Source organism: Dehalobacter sp. DCM (assembly GCF_024972775.1).
In the GTDB taxonomy this organism is placed as follows: Bacteria; Bacillota; Desulfitobacteriia; order Desulfitobacteriales; family Syntrophobotulaceae; genus Dehalobacter.
Map to the genome: position 1 here is coordinate 967337 of NZ_CP092282.1, position 17200 is coordinate 984536.

Annotated in this window: 16 protein-coding genes and 1 other annotated feature; of the genes, 13 read left to right on the plus strand and 3 right to left on the minus strand. The window is 45.0% G+C overall.

Going from position 1 to position 17200, the window contains the following annotated elements:
- The first annotated feature begins 46 nt into the window (after positions 1-46).
- A complete protein-coding gene (locus LPY66_RS04770; protein WP_337986955.1) occupies positions 47-1261 on the plus strand; it encodes a competence/damage-inducible protein A in 1215 nt (404 codons plus the stop codon).
- A gap of 102 nt (positions 1262-1363) precedes the next feature.
- On the plus strand, positions 1364-2314 hold the full coding sequence (locus tag LPY66_RS04775) for a serine O-acetyltransferase (RefSeq protein WP_337986956.1): 951 nt from the start codon (positions 1364-1366) through the stop codon (positions 2312-2314).
- Between the two features lie 93 nt (positions 2315-2407).
- Here LPY66_RS04775 and LPY66_RS04780 read toward each other — a convergent pair whose 3' ends face one another.
- On the minus strand, positions 2408-2857 hold the full coding sequence (locus LPY66_RS04780) for an RrF2 family transcriptional regulator (RefSeq protein WP_337986957.1): 450 nt from the start codon (positions 2855-2857) through the stop codon (positions 2408-2410).
- A gap of 349 nt (positions 2858-3206) precedes the next feature.
- Here LPY66_RS04780 and cysK point away from each other — a divergent pair, with 349 nt between their 5' ends.
- The 8 genes from cysK to LPY66_RS04820 all read left to right on the plus strand — a co-directional run bounded on the left by cysK (position 3207) and on the right by LPY66_RS04820 (position 10860).
- Positions 3207-4136, plus strand: a complete 930-nt coding sequence (gene cysK / locus LPY66_RS04785; protein WP_337986958.1) for a cysteine synthase A — start codon at positions 3207-3209, stop codon at positions 4134-4136.
- A gap of 89 nt (positions 4137-4225) precedes the next feature.
- On the plus strand, positions 4226-5512 hold the full coding sequence (locus LPY66_RS04790) for a homocysteine synthase (protein ID WP_337986959.1): 1287 nt from the start codon (positions 4226-4228) through the stop codon (positions 5510-5512).
- 21 nt (positions 5513-5533) lie between these two features.
- Positions 5534-6613 (plus strand): tRNA 2-thiouridine(34) synthase MnmA, encoded by a 1080-nt coding sequence (gene mnmA, locus LPY66_RS04795; protein WP_337986960.1) that lies wholly within the window; start codon positions 5534-5536, stop codon positions 6611-6613.
- Positions 6614-6674: 61 nt separating this feature from the next.
- Positions 6675-6812, plus strand: coding sequence for a hypothetical protein (locus LPY66_RS04800; protein ID WP_337986961.1), 138 nt, complete (start codon positions 6675-6677; stop codon positions 6810-6812).
- A 333-nt stretch (positions 6813-7145) separates the two neighbouring features.
- The gene (locus LPY66_RS04805; protein WP_337986962.1) at positions 7146-8345 is read left to right on the plus strand and encodes a saccharopine dehydrogenase family protein; all 1200 of its coding nucleotides are present in this window, start codon (positions 7146-7148) and stop codon (positions 8343-8345) included.
- Between the two features lie 66 nt (positions 8346-8411).
- On the plus strand, positions 8412-9554 hold the full coding sequence (nspC, locus tag LPY66_RS04810; protein WP_337986963.1) for a carboxynorspermidine decarboxylase: 1143 nt from the start codon (positions 8412-8414) through the stop codon (positions 9552-9554).
- A gap of 123 nt (positions 9555-9677) precedes the next feature.
- On the plus strand, positions 9678-10607 hold the full coding sequence (gene metA, locus LPY66_RS04815) for a homoserine O-acetyltransferase MetA (protein ID WP_337986964.1): 930 nt from the start codon (positions 9678-9680) through the stop codon (positions 10605-10607).
- A gap of 4 nt (positions 10608-10611) precedes the next feature.
- The gene (locus tag LPY66_RS04820) at positions 10612-10860 is read left to right on the plus strand and encodes a GIY-YIG nuclease family protein (protein WP_337986965.1); all 249 of its coding nucleotides are present in this window, start codon (positions 10612-10614) and stop codon (positions 10858-10860) included.
- Between the two features lie 130 nt (positions 10861-10990).
- Here the strand turns inward: LPY66_RS04820 and LPY66_RS04825 are convergent, their stop codons facing one another.
- Complete coding sequence (locus LPY66_RS04825) at positions 10991-11305, minus strand: hypothetical protein (protein ID WP_337986966.1); 315 nt, start codon at positions 11303-11305, stop codon at positions 10991-10993.
- Positions 11306-11438: 133 nt separating this feature from the next.
- A complete protein-coding gene (gene typA / locus LPY66_RS04830) occupies positions 11439-13268 on the minus strand; it encodes a translational GTPase TypA (protein ID WP_337986967.1) in 1830 nt (609 codons plus the stop codon).
- A gap of 476 nt (positions 13269-13744) precedes the next feature.
- On the opposite strand from typA, the gene LPY66_RS04835 reads away from it, so the two are divergent.
- The 3 genes from LPY66_RS04835 (at position 13745) to LPY66_RS04845 (ending at position 17177) form a co-directional block, all read left to right on the plus strand.
- Complete coding sequence (locus LPY66_RS04835; RefSeq protein WP_337986968.1) at positions 13745-14470, plus strand: CHAP domain-containing protein; 726 nt, start codon at positions 13745-13747, stop codon at positions 14468-14470.
- A gap of 119 nt (positions 14471-14589) precedes the next feature.
- Entirely contained in the window at positions 14590-15231 is a 642-nt protein-coding gene (gene uppS / locus LPY66_RS04840; protein ID WP_337986969.1) for a polyprenyl diphosphate synthase, read from the plus strand.
- A 96-nt stretch (positions 15232-15327) separates the two neighbouring features.
- Positions 15328-15590, plus strand: a binding site (T-box leader).
- 93 nt (positions 15591-15683) lie between these two features.
- Positions 15684-17177, plus strand: coding sequence for a 2-isopropylmalate synthase (locus tag LPY66_RS04845; RefSeq protein WP_337986970.1), 1494 nt, complete (start codon positions 15684-15686; stop codon positions 17175-17177).
- Positions 17178-17200 lie beyond the last annotated feature (23 nt).

Sequence of the window (17200 nt, forward strand, 5' to 3'; positions counted from 1 at the left end):
TCTGAGACGACATGCAAATAGATTGTGAGGGAAGGGATGGATCAGTTTGGATGCGGAAATTTTAGCAGTTGGCACGGAACTCTTGATGGGGCAAATCGCCAATACCAATGCGCAGTATATCTCCGGGCGATTACAGGATATTGGGATCAATGTCTTTTATCATAGCGTCGTCGGGGATAACCCGGAACGCCTTCGGGCATGTCTGCAAATTGCACTGAATCGTTCAGACAGTGTTATTATGACCGGAGGACTGGGGCCGACTCAGGATGATTTAACGAAAGAAACGGTGACTGACATCGTTGGAAGAAAACTGGTATTGCACGAACCCAGCCGTCAGCGAATCACCGATATATTTCAAAGAACCGGATGGACGATGACGGATGCGAATCTGAAACAGGCTTATCTTCCTGAAGGCAGTATGGTTATCAATAATGATCATGGGACAGCACCGGGGTGCATTATCGAAAAAGATAATAAGGTATTGATCATGCTGCCAGGTCCGCCTTCTGAGATGAAACCGATGTTCGAACAAAGCGTTGTACCTTATTTGGAGGGAAAATCCGGGTACAGGATTGTTTCCAAATACCTGAATATAGTGGGGATTGGCGAATCCTATCTTGAGACGCAGTTAATGGATCTTATCGATGGTCAGACCAATCCAACCATCGCGACCTACGCAAAAGAAGGCGAAGTGACGGTTAGACTTACGGCAAGACTGCCTAAAGATGACACCACTGACTTAATCGCACCACTCGAGGCGATAATTCGGGAAAGAGTAGGCAATGCAATTTATTCCACAGGCTTTGAGAGTATAGAGGAAGTCGTTGGCAGACTACTCCAGGATAATAATTTATCCCTAGCCATTGCGGAGACGGTAGCCGGGGGTACACTCGCTTCAAACCTATGCATGATACCCGAAATACCCAAAGGCCGATTTCATAGTATGACGGTGGATCATAGTGGATCGATTGACCAGGACAGTGCGATTAATCAAGCCCAAACCATTAGGGAGTTCTTTGACACAGATCTTGGGGTTGCAGTTATTGGCAGCATTGGGGAAGCTGAAAACAACGGTTTGGAGCAAACAGATACTGTATATATAGCTCTTGCTTCCAGAAATAAGGATAACCCGGCAGTGATTGAACGTCATTTGTTCGGGGATGTGAACCGAAAACGTCATTCGGCGGTATTGCATGTTTTAGACATGATCCGCAATTATATCCTAAATATGCCTGAAACCAATAAGCGGCATGATATTTAGAAGAAGCAACGTGAACGTACCAATTTGGTGCGAAATTGACTTAGGTTATCTTACTTTGTTACAATACCTTAGAAACCATAACTCATTCCGAGGGGGAACAAGATGGTTAAAAAACAGGAGCAAATGACTCAGCTGATTTCACATATCGCTTCCAGTTACCAGGAACAGCCCAATTCTTATACAAAGATCACCTGTCAGCTTCCCAGCCGGGATGCAATTATTGAAATTATCCGTCTCTTGCGTGAATTATTATTTCCTGGATATTTTGGCAAGCAGAACTTAACGGATAATACTCTGGACTATCACATTGCCAATCTCTTGATTGAGATTAATGAAAAGCTGACCCAACAGATAATGTATGCCCTTCGTTACGCGCTTCATACCAAGGAATCCTGGGATAACGTGGATGTAAAAACACAGGCAGAAGATATCAGTTGGCAGTTTTTAAGCAAGATCCCGGAAATAAGAGAATATTTAGCGACAGATGTGCAGGCCGCTTATGATGGAGACCCTGCTGCCGATGACAAGGCAATTATTATCTTTGCCTATCCCGGACTGTTAGCTATCAGCATTTATCGGATGGCACATGAATTATATTTGCTCAACGTACCGCTTATACCCCGGATCATGACCGAATATGCCCATAATGAAACCGGGATCGATATCCATGCAGGTGCTGAAATTGGCAAGTATTTCTTTATCGATCACGGTACTGGCGTTGTTATTGGACAGACAACGATCATAGGTGATAACGTCAAAATTTATCAGGGTGTAACGCTGGGCGCGCTGTCTACACGCGGCGGTCAAAGTCTGAGAAACCATAAACGCCATCCCACGTTAGAGGATGATGTAACCGTTTATTCAGGTGCTTCCATATTCGGCGGCGAAACGGTCATTGGTAAGGGGGCGGTCATAGGCAGCAATGTCTTTATTACGCGGTCTGTTCCGTCCGGAACACGGGTCATCATTAAGAATCCAGACCTGATCTTTAAAGAACACGAGGCACATAAAGATAAAGGCGAATTGACAAATGAACTGAAACTCGAAACATAAAAAGTTATCGTTAACAAAATAAACCAGATTTCAAAAGGGGCGTTGTACCACGAACGTAAAGGTTCATGGACAATAGCCCTTTTTTTACCTCTATCAAATAGAATAATGATCAAAGGAATTACAGCTCATTTTGTTGTATTCTTCCATCAGACTGGCCAAAGTATATGAATCCAGTACGTTAACCATCGCATTTTTAAGCTCTTCCCATACCCTTTTCGTGACACAAAACTCGGCACGGGAGCACCCCGTATCGTGGGCGTCGTTAACACAATCAACGGGGGAGATCGGTCCCTCTAAAGCCCTGATGACATCACCCACAGTGATATTTTCAGGATCTTTCCCTAATATATAGCCACCTTGAAATCCACGGATACTTTTGATTAAGCCGTTTTGTTTCAGAGTAATAAGCAGCTGCTCTAAATAACGTTCAGATAAATTCTGTCGTTTAGAAATACTGCTAATGGTTACCGGCCCGGTATGCTGGTTCAGCGACACATCCAAAATTGCTCGAAGACCATATCTTCCTTTTGTTGATAACTTCACGCCAATCCTTCTTTCATAAATTCCTATAAAGTGTAAAGGTCTTAATCAGCACCTTCTGCTATGCAATGGCATTTTAAGTCCCTAAAATCGATAGTTTCAATATACCATACTCGGACAACATGAGGTAGTCAATCATTGACAGACTCTCGAATAACACGAACATCACCGGTCAATTGTCTGGCACGAAGACGCATAATATAAAAAAAACTGTTAATAGTATTGACAAATTATCAAATCATCACTAGGATAACGCTCATAACTTTAAACACTACTAAAACTATAGACATTATATATTATCTATTATATATTATATATACGTTTAATTATTGATAGCAAGGAGGAACCGTTAATGGGCAGAATTTTTGAGGAACTCACGGACCTAATTGGAGGGACCCCATTAGTTCGATTAAAGAAAGTAACCGCGGGTACAAAGGCGAGTATTGTGGCTAAATTGGAGTCATTTAATCCTGGCGGCAGTGTTAAGGACCGTATCGCCTTAAATATGATCAAAACGGCGGAAGATAATGGTCTGCTTAATAAGGAAACAGTTATTATTGAACCGACCAGTGGCAATACCGGGATAGGGCTAGCGTTTGTCACAGCGGCCAGAGGTTATCGTTTGATTCTCACGATGCCGGATACAATGAGCATCGAAAGGCGCAGTCTGTTAAAGGCATACGGCGCGGAGCTTGTATTAACACCGGGTGCCGAAGGCATGAAGGGCGCCATTCAAAAGGCATTAGAACTCGCTGAACAAACGCCTAATTCCTTTATTCCTCAGCAGTTTGAAAATTCAGCCAATCCGGAAATTCACCGTAAAACAACAGCGGAAGAGATTTGGAACGATACCGACGGTCTGGTTGATATTATTATCGGCGGTGTTGGCACCGGCGGAACGATTACGGGAGTGGGTGAGGTCCTTAAATCCAGAAAGCCTGACGTTAAAGTAATTGCCGTCGAGCCCTATGATTCACCGGTTCTTTCTGGCGGTAAACCGGGACCGCATAAGATACAGGGTATTGGTGCGGGGTTTGTCCCTCAAGTTCTTAATCCAGGTATTGTGGATGAAATTTTTAAGGTAACGAACGAACAGGCTTTTGATACCGGTCGTAAGCTGACACGGGAAGAAGGTATTTTAGTGGGCATTTCATCCGGTGCGGCAGCGTACGCCGCCTTGGAAGTGGCAAAACGTCCGGAGAATGAAGGGAAATTGATTGTTGTCATCCTGCCGGATACAGGTGAACGCTATCTGAGTACGGCTTTATTTCAGGAGAGTTAATTTATATATACTGCGAATGAACGGATGCAGTAACCCGGTTGGTGATAGCTGCGTCATAAAAAAATATACAAAGCAAGAGGTGTGTTACTATGAGCAAAGAGAACTGGAAATTTGATACCTTGCAGGTCCATGCCGGTCAGGTTTCTGATCCGACGACCGGATCCCGAGCCGTCCCGATTTATCAGACAACATCCTACGTATTCAGAGATGCCAAACATGGCGCGGATTTATTTTCCCTGGCAGAACCGGGCAATATCTATACTCGGATCATGAATCCGACGACGGATGTCCTGGAGAATCGGATTGCTGCTTTAGAAGGCGGTGTAGGTGCTCTTGCCGTTGCTTCCGGTTCTGCTGCTATCACCTATGCCATTCTTAATATAGCCGGTGCGGGCGATGAGATCGTATCGGCCAGCACACTCTACGGGGGAACATATAACTTATTCTCGGCCACGCTGCCGAAGCTGGGAATCAAAACTCATTTCGTCGATCCGGATGACCCAGCGAATTTCCAGGAAGCGATCACAGAGAAGACAAAAGCGATTTATATCGAATCCATCGGCAATCCCGGTATTAATCTTATTGATATCGCGAAGGTTGCCACTATCGCTCATCAGAACGGGATTCCATTAATTATTGACAATACGTTTGCCACACCGTATTTATTAAGGCCTATCGCGTTTGGAGCAGATATCGTTGTTCATTCTGCAACGAAGTTTATCGGCGGGCATGGTACGTCAATCGGTGGGTTGATTATTGACAGCGGAAAATTTGACTGGGCAGCCAGCGGGAAGTTCCCGGGGTTCACAGAGCCTGATCCGAGCTATCATGGATTGGTTTATGCATCCCTCGGAGCTCCGGCTTTCATCCTCAAAGCCCGTGTCCAGCTTTTAAGAGATACCGGTGCAGCTTTAAGTCCGTTTAACTCCTTTCTCTTTATTCAGGGTTTGGAAACATTGTCACTAAGGGTCAAACAACATGTGGAGAATGCCTGGAAAGTCGCCAGATATTTGCAGGATCACCCGAAGGTCTCCTGGGTCAATTACCCCGGATTAAAGGGTAATCAATACTTTGATCTGGCATTGAAATATTTTCCCCAAGGACCGGGTTCAATTTTCACATTTGGCATCAAAGGCGGTGCGGAAGCAGGGATTAAATTTATTAATAATCTGGAGCTCTTCTCCCTGCTCGCCAATGTCGCCGATGCAAAATCCCTGGTGATTCACCCCGCCAGTACGACCCATGCCCAGCTTTCGGAAGAGGAACAGCGGGCTGCCGGGGTGACCCCGGATATGATCCGTTTATCCATTGGAATTGAAGATGGCGAAGATATTATTGCCGACCTTGAGCAGGCATTTGGTAAGATTGATAATTAAGTTAACAACGGGAGATATTTAATGAGCAAGTCTGTGGTAGTTGCAATGAGCGGTGGCGTCGATAGTTCCGTTGCCGCCCTGCTTTTGAAAAGAAAAGGATATGATGTTATCGGTATCACGATGCAGATTTGGCCGCAGCCGGAGGATAAAGCAAAAGCCTGCTGTAGTTTGGAGGCAGTGGATGATGCCCGTCAGGTTGCGGCGAAACTGGACATTCCCTATTACGTCATGAACTTCCGGCAGGAATTTGCGGAAAAGGTCATTGATCGTTTCTGCACGGAATATCTCCGCGGCAGAACACCCAATCCCTGCGTTGACTGCAATAAATACTTAAAATTTGACTCACTGCTGAATAAAGCCCGGGGTCTGGGCGCTGATTTTATTGCGACGGGACACTATGTCCGGAATGACTATGACCCTCAGGCAAAACGCTGGCTTTTAAAAACGGGAATCGATCCTTCGAAAGATCAAAGCTATGCGCTGTATAACCTGACTCAGGAACAGCTTGCCCAAACGCTCTTCCCGCTGGGGACATACCGTAAAGCGGAGATTAGGGAAATCGCTGCCGAAGAAGGATTGCCTGTGGCACATAAAGCCGAGAGCCAGGACATCTGTTTTGTGGAGGGAACAGCCGGTGATTTTATCAAGGAATACCGTCAGCTCAAAGACGACAGAAGTTTGGGGAAAATTATCGACACTCAGGGTAATGTTCTGGGCCGGCATAAAGGGATCTACCGCTATACCGTCGGTCAGCATAAAGGGCTCGGTCTGGCGCTGGGGTACCCTGTCTATGTAACCAAAATAGATGCTGATAACAATACGATTCAAGTCGGAAGGAGAGAAGAACTCTTTAGTTCAGGTCTCATTCTGGAAGAGGCTCATTTTATTTCCGGTGAGATTCCTGAGCAGACTCAAGAAATCCAAGTCAAGATCCGTTATAATGCCCCGAAAGTTCCGGCAGTCCTTTTACCGAAGCTTGAAGGTGAAATTGAAGTGGCTTTTCAGGAATGTCAGCGGGCAGTAACGCCGGGGCAGGCAGCCGTCTTTTATGACGGTGAACATGTCTTAGGCGGGGGAATTATCCGTTCTGCAATAGAATAATTTGCGAAAAGTATTGAAAAATAATAGAATATCGGATATAATTTCACTTGCGAAAAGAGGCATGGAGCCTTTTCAGCAAAGAATTTTTGACCGTTTTCTGTGGGGAACACAGGGGACCAAGGCCATACGGACAGCCGGGTCAAAAGCCGAAAATGGCAACTTTGTTGCCTTATTGATTGAGCCAACATCACACTTGTGAAACGGTCAATAAGAGTAGTAAAAGTAATTCCTTGCTATATAGACTCTGAAACCTCGAAAGCAGAATAAATAACTTTGCATCCATGACCAGTACGTGTTTCCAGCGGATGTGAAGCCAAATAAAAGTTTTTCTTGATCGTTGCGCTTAGGTGTGATTGTAACTGTATACACTACAGTTGCAGCCTAAGTTTTTTTTCTGCCCACGGATGGGAAACTGTCGCGAACACCACGGATGGTGTAGGAGCGATCTGCCCATGGAGGGGCAACTGTCGCGAACACCACGGATGGTGTAGGAGCGACCATTTCAGAAATTATACGATTGGAGGAAACTATTATGGGAAAAGTATTAGTCATTGGTTGCGGCGGGGTCGCTGGGGTTGCTATCCATAAGATCTGTCAAAACCATGAGATCTTTAGCGAGCTGTGCATCGCCAGCAGGACAATATCAAAATGTGATGCCCTGGCTGAAAAACTGGGCGGTGGCAAAACAAAAATTACGACCGCACAGGTCGATGCGGATAACGTCGAAGAATTAATCGCTTTAATTAATAAAGAGAAACCCGATGTCGTTCTCAATTTGGCACTTCCCTATCAGGATCTGCATATCATGGATGCCTGCCTGGCGACGAAGACGCACTATATCGATACGGCAAACTATGAGCCGGAAGATACCGCTCATTTTGAATATAAATGGCAGTGGGCGTATCGGGAAAAGTTTAAAGAAGCAGGAATTACCGCGCTGCTTGGTTCCGGCTTTGATCCGGGTGTGACCAGCGTATTCAGTGCCTATGCCCTGAAACATCATTTCGATGAGATTCATGAGATCGACATTCTTGACTGCAACGGCGGTGACCACGGCTATCCGTTTGCAACCAATTTTAATCCGGAAATTAATATCCGTGAAGTGACGGCTAACGGAATGTATTGGGAAAACGGCCAATGGGTCGTCACGGAACCGATGGCCATCAAACGCGAGTATGATTTTAAGGGTGTCGGAAAAAAGGATATGTATTTGCTGCATCATGAGGAGATCGAAAGCCTTGCGTTGAACATCAAGGGCATTAAACGGATCCGCTTCTTCATGACCTTTGGGCAAAGTTATCTGACCCATCTCAAATGTCTGGAGAATGTTGGCATGACGAGTATTGAACCTATCCTATATAACGGTATGGAAATTATCCCGCTTCAATTCCTCAAGGCCGTACTGCCTGACCCGGCCTCCCTCGGGCCGCGGACGAAAGGTAAGACCAATATCGGCTGTATTTTCAAAGGAATCAAAGACGGGAAGGCGAAGACATACTATCTTTATAATATCTGCGATCATGAGGAGTGCTATCGCGAAGTCGGCAGTCAGGCTATCAGCTATACAACGGGTGTTCCGGCAATGATTGGTGCCATGCTGGTAATGAACGGGACATGGCAAAAACCCGGTGTCTATAATATGGAAGAATTCGATCCCGATCCATTCATGGCGGCGCTGAACAAATGGGGCTTGCCTTGGGAAGAAGACTTTGCCCCAGTATTGGTACCCTAAAGTATCACGTTTTCGCTGAGTTAGATTGTGATCGTGCTAAAAAACTTCAATGATCGGATGTACAGAATGATTGATAAAATGGACTTTATTGATAAGATTCCGACTCCCAGTTATGTGATTGATGAAAACCTCCTGATAAAAAACCTTGAGATATTGAAAAGTGTCCAGGAACGAAGCGGGGCCAAAGTTCTGCTCGCACAAAAAGCATTTTCAATGTTTCGGGTATATCCGCTGATATCCAGGTACCTATACGGGACGACCGCCAGCGGACTCTATGAGGCGAGACTTGGGCGGGAACAATTTGGTAAAGAAGTGCACATTTTCAGTCCGGCTTACCGGGAGGATGAATTTGAAGAAATTTTAGCTGTTGCCGATCATATTGTCTTTAATAGTTTTGCTCAGTGGAAAAAGTTTGGCCAACGGGCTCTCGCAGCGGGAAAAGAGTGCAGTCTCCGTGTCAATCCGGAGTGTTCGACCCAGGAGGGCCATGGGATGTATGATCCTTGCGGTCAGTATTCAAGACTGGGTGTCACAGCGGCCAATTTTGAACCGGATCAGCTGGAGGGCCTGGCAGGACTTCATCTGCATACGCTTTGCGAACAAAATGCAGACGCACTGGCAGTGACAGTTGACGCTATGGAAAAGACATTCGGAAAGTATCTGCACACAATGAAATATCTGAATCTTGGCGGTGGTCATCATATAACCCGTGAAGACTATGACATTGAACTGTTGATACGAACGATCAAGCATTTGCAGGTGGTTTACGATGTGGAGGTGTATCTGGAACCGGGGGAGGCTATTGCCTTAAATGCAGGGTTTTTAGTATCTTCCGTATTAGATACTCTGCATAACGGTATGGATATTGCCATACTGGATGCATCCGCAGCTTGTCATATGCCGGATGTGTTGGAGGTGCCGTATCGTCCGAATATTATCGGTGCGGGCAAGCACAATGAAAAAAAATACACTTACCGTTTTGGCGGACCAACCTGTCTCGCCGGGGATATTATCGGCGATTATTCGTTTGATGCACCGCTCCATCCGGGTGATCGTCTTGTTTTTTGTGATATGGCGATTTACTCCATGGTAAAAAATAATACTTTTAACGGGATCCGTTTGCCGGATATCCTTCTGCTCAAAACAGATGGCGCAATAGAATTAGTACGCAGCTTTGGTTATGAAGATTTTAAGAATCGTCTGTCCTAACGCTACCTAATACTGCTGGAATGGAAAGGAATAAAATGAACAAGCTGATTAGGGGCTGGCAATATCGTCGGAAATAGATTATACTAATTTGATGAATGACAGCGCAGCAAGGAGGGACGCATTATGCCGATAAAAATTCCGGATGATCTGCCGGCCAAAGAAATACTGGAAAATGAGAATATATTTATTATGGGAGAAGATCGGGCTGTTCATCAGGATATTCGCCCATTAAAGATAGCTTTGCTCAATATCATGCCGACAAAGATAGTCACAGAAACGCAATATCTGCGGCTGATGAGTAATTCTCCGTTGCAAATAGAGATTACTCTGTTGTATACCTGGACACATAAACCGGCAAATACATCCGAAGAGCATTTAAGCCGTTTTTATAGCTCGTTTGACGAAGTTAAGGGCCAACGGTTTGATGGTCTGATTATTACCGGCGCTCCGGTGGAAAATCTTGAATTTGAAGAAGTGGATTATTGGGAAGAACTCAAACAAATCATGAAGTGGAGTTTGACGAACGTCTATTCTACGCTGCATGTCTGCTGGGGTGCCCAAGCGGGTTTATACTACCATTATGGCATTCCTAAGTATCCGCTTGGCAGTAAAATGTTTGGTATATTTCAACACCGGATCACCAATAACACGAACAATCGATTCCTGAGGGGATTTGACGAGATATTTAATGCGCCGCATTCCCGACATACAGAAGTACGGATCGAGGATATCCAGAAGCATCCTGAGCTGGAGGTATTGGCCATGTCAGATCAGGCTGGGGTCTACATGGTAGCCGGAAAACATGGCAGACACCTTTTTATTACCGGACACCCTGAGTATGATGCATTGACATTAAAGACCGAGTACGACCGGGATATCAACAAAGGATTGGATATTGCGGTGCCGGTCAATTATTTTCCTGATAATGATCCTAAAAAGACACCGATCGTCACGTGGAGAGGCCATGCTAATCTTCTCTTCTTGAACTGGCTGAACTATTATGTATATCAACAAACGCCGTTTGATTTGGGTCAACTGACCGACACGGATTAAAGACATGTTTTATGTCTATATCGTTGAATGTAAAGACGGAACACTTTATACCGGTTGGACCGTCGATATAGCAGACAGACTCCAAAAACATAACCAGGGCAAAGGCGCAAAATATACGCGTTCCCGGTACCCTGTTGTTCTAAAATATCTGGAGCAGGCTGCTTCTAAATCAGAAGCATGTCAGAGGGAATACCGTATCAAGCAATTGAGCAGAGAGCAAAAAAACCAATTGATTGAAAAAGGATTTGGATAATTTTTCTTCGCATAGACATCCGGTAGCAGGTAAAACATTATAATAATTCGCAAATGAAACACAGTAAGACCCAATCCGTGAAAGACTTGGGTCTTACTGTGTTTCATTTGCTTTAAAGTTTCAGTTCAAATTACTTTAGGGGAATTCCGGAATCCCGCTCGTATTTTTGGAGTAACGGATGTATCGTTACAGCCAGGATCAGACTGAGATAGGCACATATAAAACCAAAAGCTAAAAAGTCAAGCAGCCATGACCAACTGAAATGAATGGTACGGTGAAGAAGAAAGATGCCTAAACCACACCAGAAGCCTTGGCAAAACGGACATCCAAATAATTTGCGGAAGAAATACCCCTTTCCCTTGAGATAGTTGCGTATTCGTTTAAAAAGGACAAAATCGAAAAAGAAAAAGCGGAGACTCAAGGCGAATAAGATTTCCAGAATCATGAAAATCACCTTTTTGGTTTATAGGATAAGAAATGATATATACCATTATATGGTAATAATCGCTTTGGCGTGATAACAAAAAAAACATAGCCGGCGACAAAAACTCGGTGCCGGCTATGTTTTTTCTTATTACTTATTTTCCGCCAAGGTTTCGCTGTCTTTCCATACGTGTACGCGTATTCTTCTCCAAATACCGTTTGCGAAGGCGAATATTGATCGGAGTAATTTCAACATATTCATCATCATTGATATATTCCAAAGCTTCTTCAAGCCCCAGGAGTCTTGCAGGCTCCAGTCTCAAAGCATCATCGGAGCCGCTGGCCCGCGTATTGGTCAGCTGCTTTTTTCGGGTAACATTGATGTCGATGTCCTGTTCGCGATTACTTTCCCCAACAATCATGCCTTCGTACACTTTGGTCGCGGGATCGATAAACATCCGACCGCGGTCTTGCAGTTGGAAGAGAGCATATGAGGTGGATTCTCCCGGATCGGAGGCGATCAGCACGCCGCGGCTGCGTCCTTGAATATCACCGCGATAGGCTTGATAGGAGTGGAAAACATGGGCCATGATTCCTTCTCCCCGTGTTTCGGTCAGAAAATCGCCTCTGAAACCAATAAGTCCACGTGCCGGGATCAAGAACTCCAAGCGTGTAACTCCGCCGGACATCGTAATCATATTCTGCATTTCTGCTTTTCGAGTGCCCAGCATTTCAATCACCGTTCCCATGGCGGAATCCGGAATATCAATGGTAAGATGCTCAAAAGGTTCACATTTGACGTCATCGATATGTTTGATAATAACCTCCGGTTTCGAAACCATGAGTTCGAATCCTTCTCTGCGCATATTTTCTATAAGGATCGAGAGGTGCAATTCACCGCGCCCTGAAACCTGGAAGCAATCGGTACTTTCCGTTTCCTCCACGCGCAGACTGACGTTAGTTTCAATTTCTTTAAACAAGCGATCCCGCAGTTTACGTGAAGTAACGTGTTTTCCTTCCGTACCAGCCATTGGCCCGGTATTGACCATAAATAACATGGTCAGGGTAGGTTCATCGATTTCAATTGTTGGCAGCGCTTCAGGATTCAGGGCATCGGCCACCGTTTCACCAATATTGATATTGGGAATACCGCTGATGGCTACAATATCACCGGCATCGGCTTCGGGTACGTCGACTCGGTTCAGGTTTTGAAAGGTAAATATTTTGCCGACTTTCACTTTTTCGATGGATCCGTCCCGTTTGATGACGGCTACCGGCGTATTGGCGGTGAGTTTCCCTCTGAAAATCCGGCCAATAGCGATCTTGCCAAGATAATCGTTATAATCGAGGGTCGTTGCCAGCATTTGCAGCGGGCTGTCCGGATAGGATTCCGGCGCGGGGATTTCTTTCAGAATAGTTTCAAAAAGTGGGACCAAATCCTCAGCCATGTCATTGGGTTCATAGCCGGCTGTTCCCTGGCGGGCGGATGTGTACACCAGCGGGAAATCAAGCTGTTCGTCGTTTGCTCCCAACTGCATAAACAATTCCAGCACCTCATCAACCACTTCATAGGGGCGTGCTTCGGGCCGGTCGATTTTATTGATGACAACGATCGGTTTCAGATTAAGTTCCAGGGCTTTGCGCAGGACAAACTTTGTTTGGGGCATGGGTCCTTCAAACGCGTCAACAACGAGAAGGACGCCGTCAACCATCTTCAGGACGCGTTCAACTTCACCGCCAAAATCGGCATGACCGGGTGTATCGACGATGTTAATTTTTATCCCGTTCCATTTGACGGATGTATTTTTGGCAAGGATCGTTATGCCGCGTTCTTTTTCCAGGTCGTTAGAGTCCATAATTCTCTCTTCGACCTGTTCGTTGGAACGAAAAGCACCGCTCTGCCTGAGCATAACGTCAACAAGGCTGGTTTTGCCATGGTCGACGTGGGCAATAATTGCCAGGTTTCTTAGATTCTCTGCGTACATTAAGGCATTCTCCTGTCATGACTTGAATCCTATTACATCACAATTGCTTCTCACCCATCAACAAGGAGAAGCAATTATTATTTCTCTCGGTTTGCTTTCTTCAAAGCCGTACCAAAAAAGAGTTAAATAATAGTTCAATTTTTTCTCGTAACCTTTAATATTATAATACGTTTAAACTTTTTTTCAAATTAATTTATTTTTAGATAATATGTTGCTTTTTTTTATTATGTTTCAATCGAACCTTATATTTTATACTACCGGTTCTGCAATTTTTGCATAATTAAGTACGGCAGGCAGGCTTGCCAGATCGGGCAGAGAAAGATATAATCTTTTTGGACGTACAGTGAATGGCTGTACTTACTCGGTATTTGTAGATCTGTACATTAAAATAGTTATAATCATGATGGTGCAAATGAAAGACTTATGATTAAGCTCACGATCACGAAAAACACACAGAATAGACATAAAGGAGCATCATGATGAGAAATCAAAGGCGATATTACAGCGCAAGATATTACCGTAGAAAAAATAACACGTCATTGCGTTTTGGCATATTATTGGTTGTCCTTGCAATAGCTATTGTAACCGGATCCAGAATCTTATCCGATGAATCATCAAAGGATATCCAGACAGCATCAAGCTATGGTGCACAATCCTCCGAACACTCCCGGGGCGATGCAGACGCGTCTCGACTGATCCGGCAGGCCGATGTTGCTGCTGGAACAAAAATCGATCAATATAAAGGCGTAGCTGTCTATTCCAATGGAACAGACTATATGTCCAGCCACGGCCTCAGCTATAGTGATGATGGATACTATTACGGTTATAAGTGGCAATGTGTCGAGTTTGTTAAACGTTTCTACTACGAGGTCTACCATCATGAAATGCCTGACGGTGCCGGCAACGCGAAATACTTCTTTAATCCGATGCTGGGTCAGGGAGAATTGAATGAGCAGAGAGACCTCATCCAATATGACAACGGCGGCAACGAAAAGCCCCAAGAAGGTGACCTTCTGGTATTTAATGAAAGCGCCTACGGGCATGTTGCTATTATCTGCGGTGTTGGTGAAGACTGGATCGAAGTGATTCAACAGAATTCGGAGGTGCCAAGGGAAAAATATCGTCTGGAAAATAAAAACGGGTTGTATACGATAACCGGAGAACGTGACCCGGCAGGGTGGTTAAGGATGAACAGCCGTTAAGGTAAGAGACATGGCATAGACCCCGTGTCTTTTTATTTATGTTTTTTTGACTATCTGAATATTCTACGGGAATGGTGCAATACTAAATCGTAAAAATAAACGATGTTAGGAGCACCGGTATGAGGATTCCTAATCATATCGGGGTCATTCCCGATGGCAACAGAAGATGGGCGGCACAAAGGGGATTGCCGAAGGAAATGGGGTACCGGGAGGGATTGGAGCCCGGTCTGAAATTACTGAGGTTATGCCGGGACATGGGAGTTAAAGAGCTGACTTATTATGGATTTACTGTAGATAATACAAAAAGACCAGCACCCCAAACAAAAGCATTTATTCAAGCCTGCATTGAAAGCATCGCCATGATTGCTGAGGAAGATGTATCTTTGCTGGTAATGGGTAATACACAATCAAAAATGTTTCCTCGAGAGCTTCTGCCCTATACACGCCGAACCAACGTGGGAAAAGGCGGTATGCGTGTTAATTTTCTGGTGAATTACGGCTGGGAATGGGATTTGAGCAATCTGCTTGCGGCACAGCAGCATAGAAAAAAAGTAACTAAAGGAATCAAGTCCAATGATATTTCCAGGGTGGATCTTTTAATTCGCTGGGGAGGAAGAAGAAGACTTAGCGGGTTCTTACCTGCCCAAAGCGTCTATGCTGATTTCTACGTCATCGACGACTATTGGCCGGACTTTCAAGAGAAGCATTTTTATGATGCGTTAAATTGGTATGATTCTCAGGACATTACACTTGGAGGTTAAACCAACACATCCAGGTTTTAATCCGTTTTGAAAAATATATATTCGGTAGTCTTGACAGCCATATTTCCTGCTGGTATGATTTAGAGAAATCATACGTGAAAGACGATGACAGGGAATAATAAGCCCCGAAGTGCGTGTGCAGAGAGCCGCTGGTTGGTGTGAAGCGGTCAGGACTAAAGGCTGAACTCCCCCTAGAGTTGCCGGCTGAAACCATTAAGAAGTAGGACCGGACGGAAACTTCCACCGTTAAAAGGAAGGGGATATCGGAAAATTGCCAGGCTCTTTTCCCGCATCCTGTTGAGTGAACGGCTTTGGCCGTTAACATGAGTGGTACCGCGAAAGTAAGCTTCGTCTCATTAATTTGAGACGGAGTTTTTTTATTCACTCACCATGGATGCATTGATTAAGGGAACAGCGATTCAATCATCAAAAAAATATTGGAGGTCGTATTTATGCGTAGATTGTATTTATTTGACACAACATTAAGAGATGGGGAGCAATCCCTTGGAATTACCTTAAACGTCAAGGAAAAACTTGAGATTGCCCAGCAATTGGTCCGGCTTGGCGTTGATGTTCTTGAAGCGGGATTTCCCGCTTCGTCCCCCGGCGATTTCGAATCGGTAAGTACACTGGGAAGAGAACTCAAAGGGGTGACCGTCTGCGGTCTTACCCGCTGCATAAAAAAAGATATTGATATCTGTGCTGAAGCATTGAAAGGGGCGGAAATCGGCCGGATTCATACCGGCATTGCGGTATCACCGATCCACATGGAGAAAAAGCTGAGGTTAAAGCCGGAAGAAGTAATTCAGATGGCTGAGGAGGCTGTCCGCCACGCTAAGAAATATCTGCATGATGTTGAGTTTTACGCCGAAGATGCATTTCGCAGTGAGCGCACCTTTCTTGCCCGGATATTTGAACGGGTAATCAAAGCAGGGGCCACGGTTATCAATATCCCGGATACGGTAGGGTATGCGACGCCATGGGAATTTGGTGAATTGGTAGCGTATATTAAAAATAACGTTGCTAATAGTGACCAGGTTAAAATAAGCGTACACTGTCATAATGACTTGGGAATGGCAACCGCCAACGCGTTAGCCGGTATAATGGCCGGTGCGGATCAGGTAGAAGGAACAATCAATGGTATTGGTGAAAGAGCGGGAAATACCGCTTTGGAGGAAGTCATCATGGCTATTAGCACCCAGAAAGAGCGATATGGCGTCGATATGGCGGTTCATACCCGCGAAATTGCTTCGGCCAGCAGGTTGGTTTCAAGCATAACCGGTGTTCCTGTCCCCAGTCATAAGGCTATCGTTGGAGTGAATGCATTCATGCATGCATCCGGTATTCATCAGGACGGTATTCTGAAAGCGAAACAGACGTATGAAATCATCGACCCCGAAAGCGTAGGCGTGCCGAGAAATCAAATCATTCTTAGCGCGAGATCAGGACGGCATGCATTGAAACACCGACTCGAAGAATTGGGGTATCTGATTGCAGATGATAGGTTAAATGATATTTACAATGACTTTTTGCAGCTGGCCGATAAGAAACAAGAGATTTATGATGAAGACCTGCATGCACTTATGGGAGCATCGAATCCCGAAGGCAGCAAAATAAAAATCATTAAGATATCCGTTGCTACTTCCGGAACACAGTCGGCAACTGCTGCTGTTACTCTAGAAATCGAAGGCGCAGAGGTTACCGATGCGGCAATCGGCAATGGTCCGGTGGATGCGGTGTTTAATGCCATTGATCGCATTTCCGGTAATGAAGCCCGTTTGGAGGATTACAGCATCAAATCAGTTAGCCGGGGCAAGGAAGCTTTGGGAAATGCCACGGTTAAGATTTTCAGTGGCGGCAATTACTATGTCGGCAAGGGCATCAGCACCGATGTCATTGACGCCAGCGCCCATGCTTATGTAGATGCTTTATCTAAAATAAAATAAGGGGGGACAATGGGGACGGGGGA

What these genes read in the sequence shown, in the direction of transcription:
- cysK (WP_337986958.1), top strand. Translation starts at nt 3,207, where the DNA reads ATGGGCAGAATTTTTGAGGAACTCACGGACCTAATTGGAGGGACCCCA.
- nspC (WP_337986963.1), top strand. Translation starts at nt 8,412, where the DNA reads ATGATTGATAAAATGGACTTTATTGATAAGATTCCGACTCCCAGTTAT.
- LPY66_RS04825 (WP_337986966.1), bottom strand. Translation starts at nt 11,305, where the DNA reads ATGATTCTGGAAATCTTATTCGCCTTGAGTCTCCGCTTTTTCTTTTTC.
- LPY66_RS04835 (WP_337986968.1), top strand. Translation starts at nt 13,745, where the DNA reads ATGATGAGAAATCAAAGGCGATATTACAGCGCAAGATATTACCGTAGA.
- metA (WP_337986964.1), top strand. Translation starts at nt 9,678, where the DNA reads ATGCCGATAAAAATTCCGGATGATCTGCCGGCCAAAGAAATACTGGAA.
- uppS (WP_337986969.1), top strand. Translation starts at nt 14,590, where the DNA reads ATGAGGATTCCTAATCATATCGGGGTCATTCCCGATGGCAACAGAAGA.
- LPY66_RS04820 (WP_337986965.1), top strand. Translation starts at nt 10,612, where the DNA reads ATGTTTTATGTCTATATCGTTGAATGTAAAGACGGAACACTTTATACC.
- mnmA (WP_337986960.1), top strand. Translation starts at nt 5,534, where the DNA reads ATGAGCAAGTCTGTGGTAGTTGCAATGAGCGGTGGCGTCGATAGTTCC.
- LPY66_RS04800 (WP_337986961.1), top strand. Translation starts at nt 6,675, where the DNA reads ATGGAGCCTTTTCAGCAAAGAATTTTTGACCGTTTTCTGTGGGGAACA.
- LPY66_RS04790 (WP_337986959.1), top strand. Translation starts at nt 4,226, where the DNA reads ATGAGCAAAGAGAACTGGAAATTTGATACCTTGCAGGTCCATGCCGGT.
- LPY66_RS04845 (WP_337986970.1), top strand. Translation starts at nt 15,684, where the DNA reads ATGCGTAGATTGTATTTATTTGACACAACATTAAGAGATGGGGAGCAA.
- LPY66_RS04775 (WP_337986956.1), top strand. Translation starts at nt 1,364, where the DNA reads ATGGTTAAAAAACAGGAGCAAATGACTCAGCTGATTTCACATATCGCT.
- typA (WP_337986967.1), bottom strand. Translation starts at nt 13,268, where the DNA reads ATGTACGCAGAGAATCTAAGAAACCTGGCAATTATTGCCCACGTCGAC.
- LPY66_RS04805 (WP_337986962.1), top strand. Translation starts at nt 7,146, where the DNA reads ATGGGAAAAGTATTAGTCATTGGTTGCGGCGGGGTCGCTGGGGTTGCT.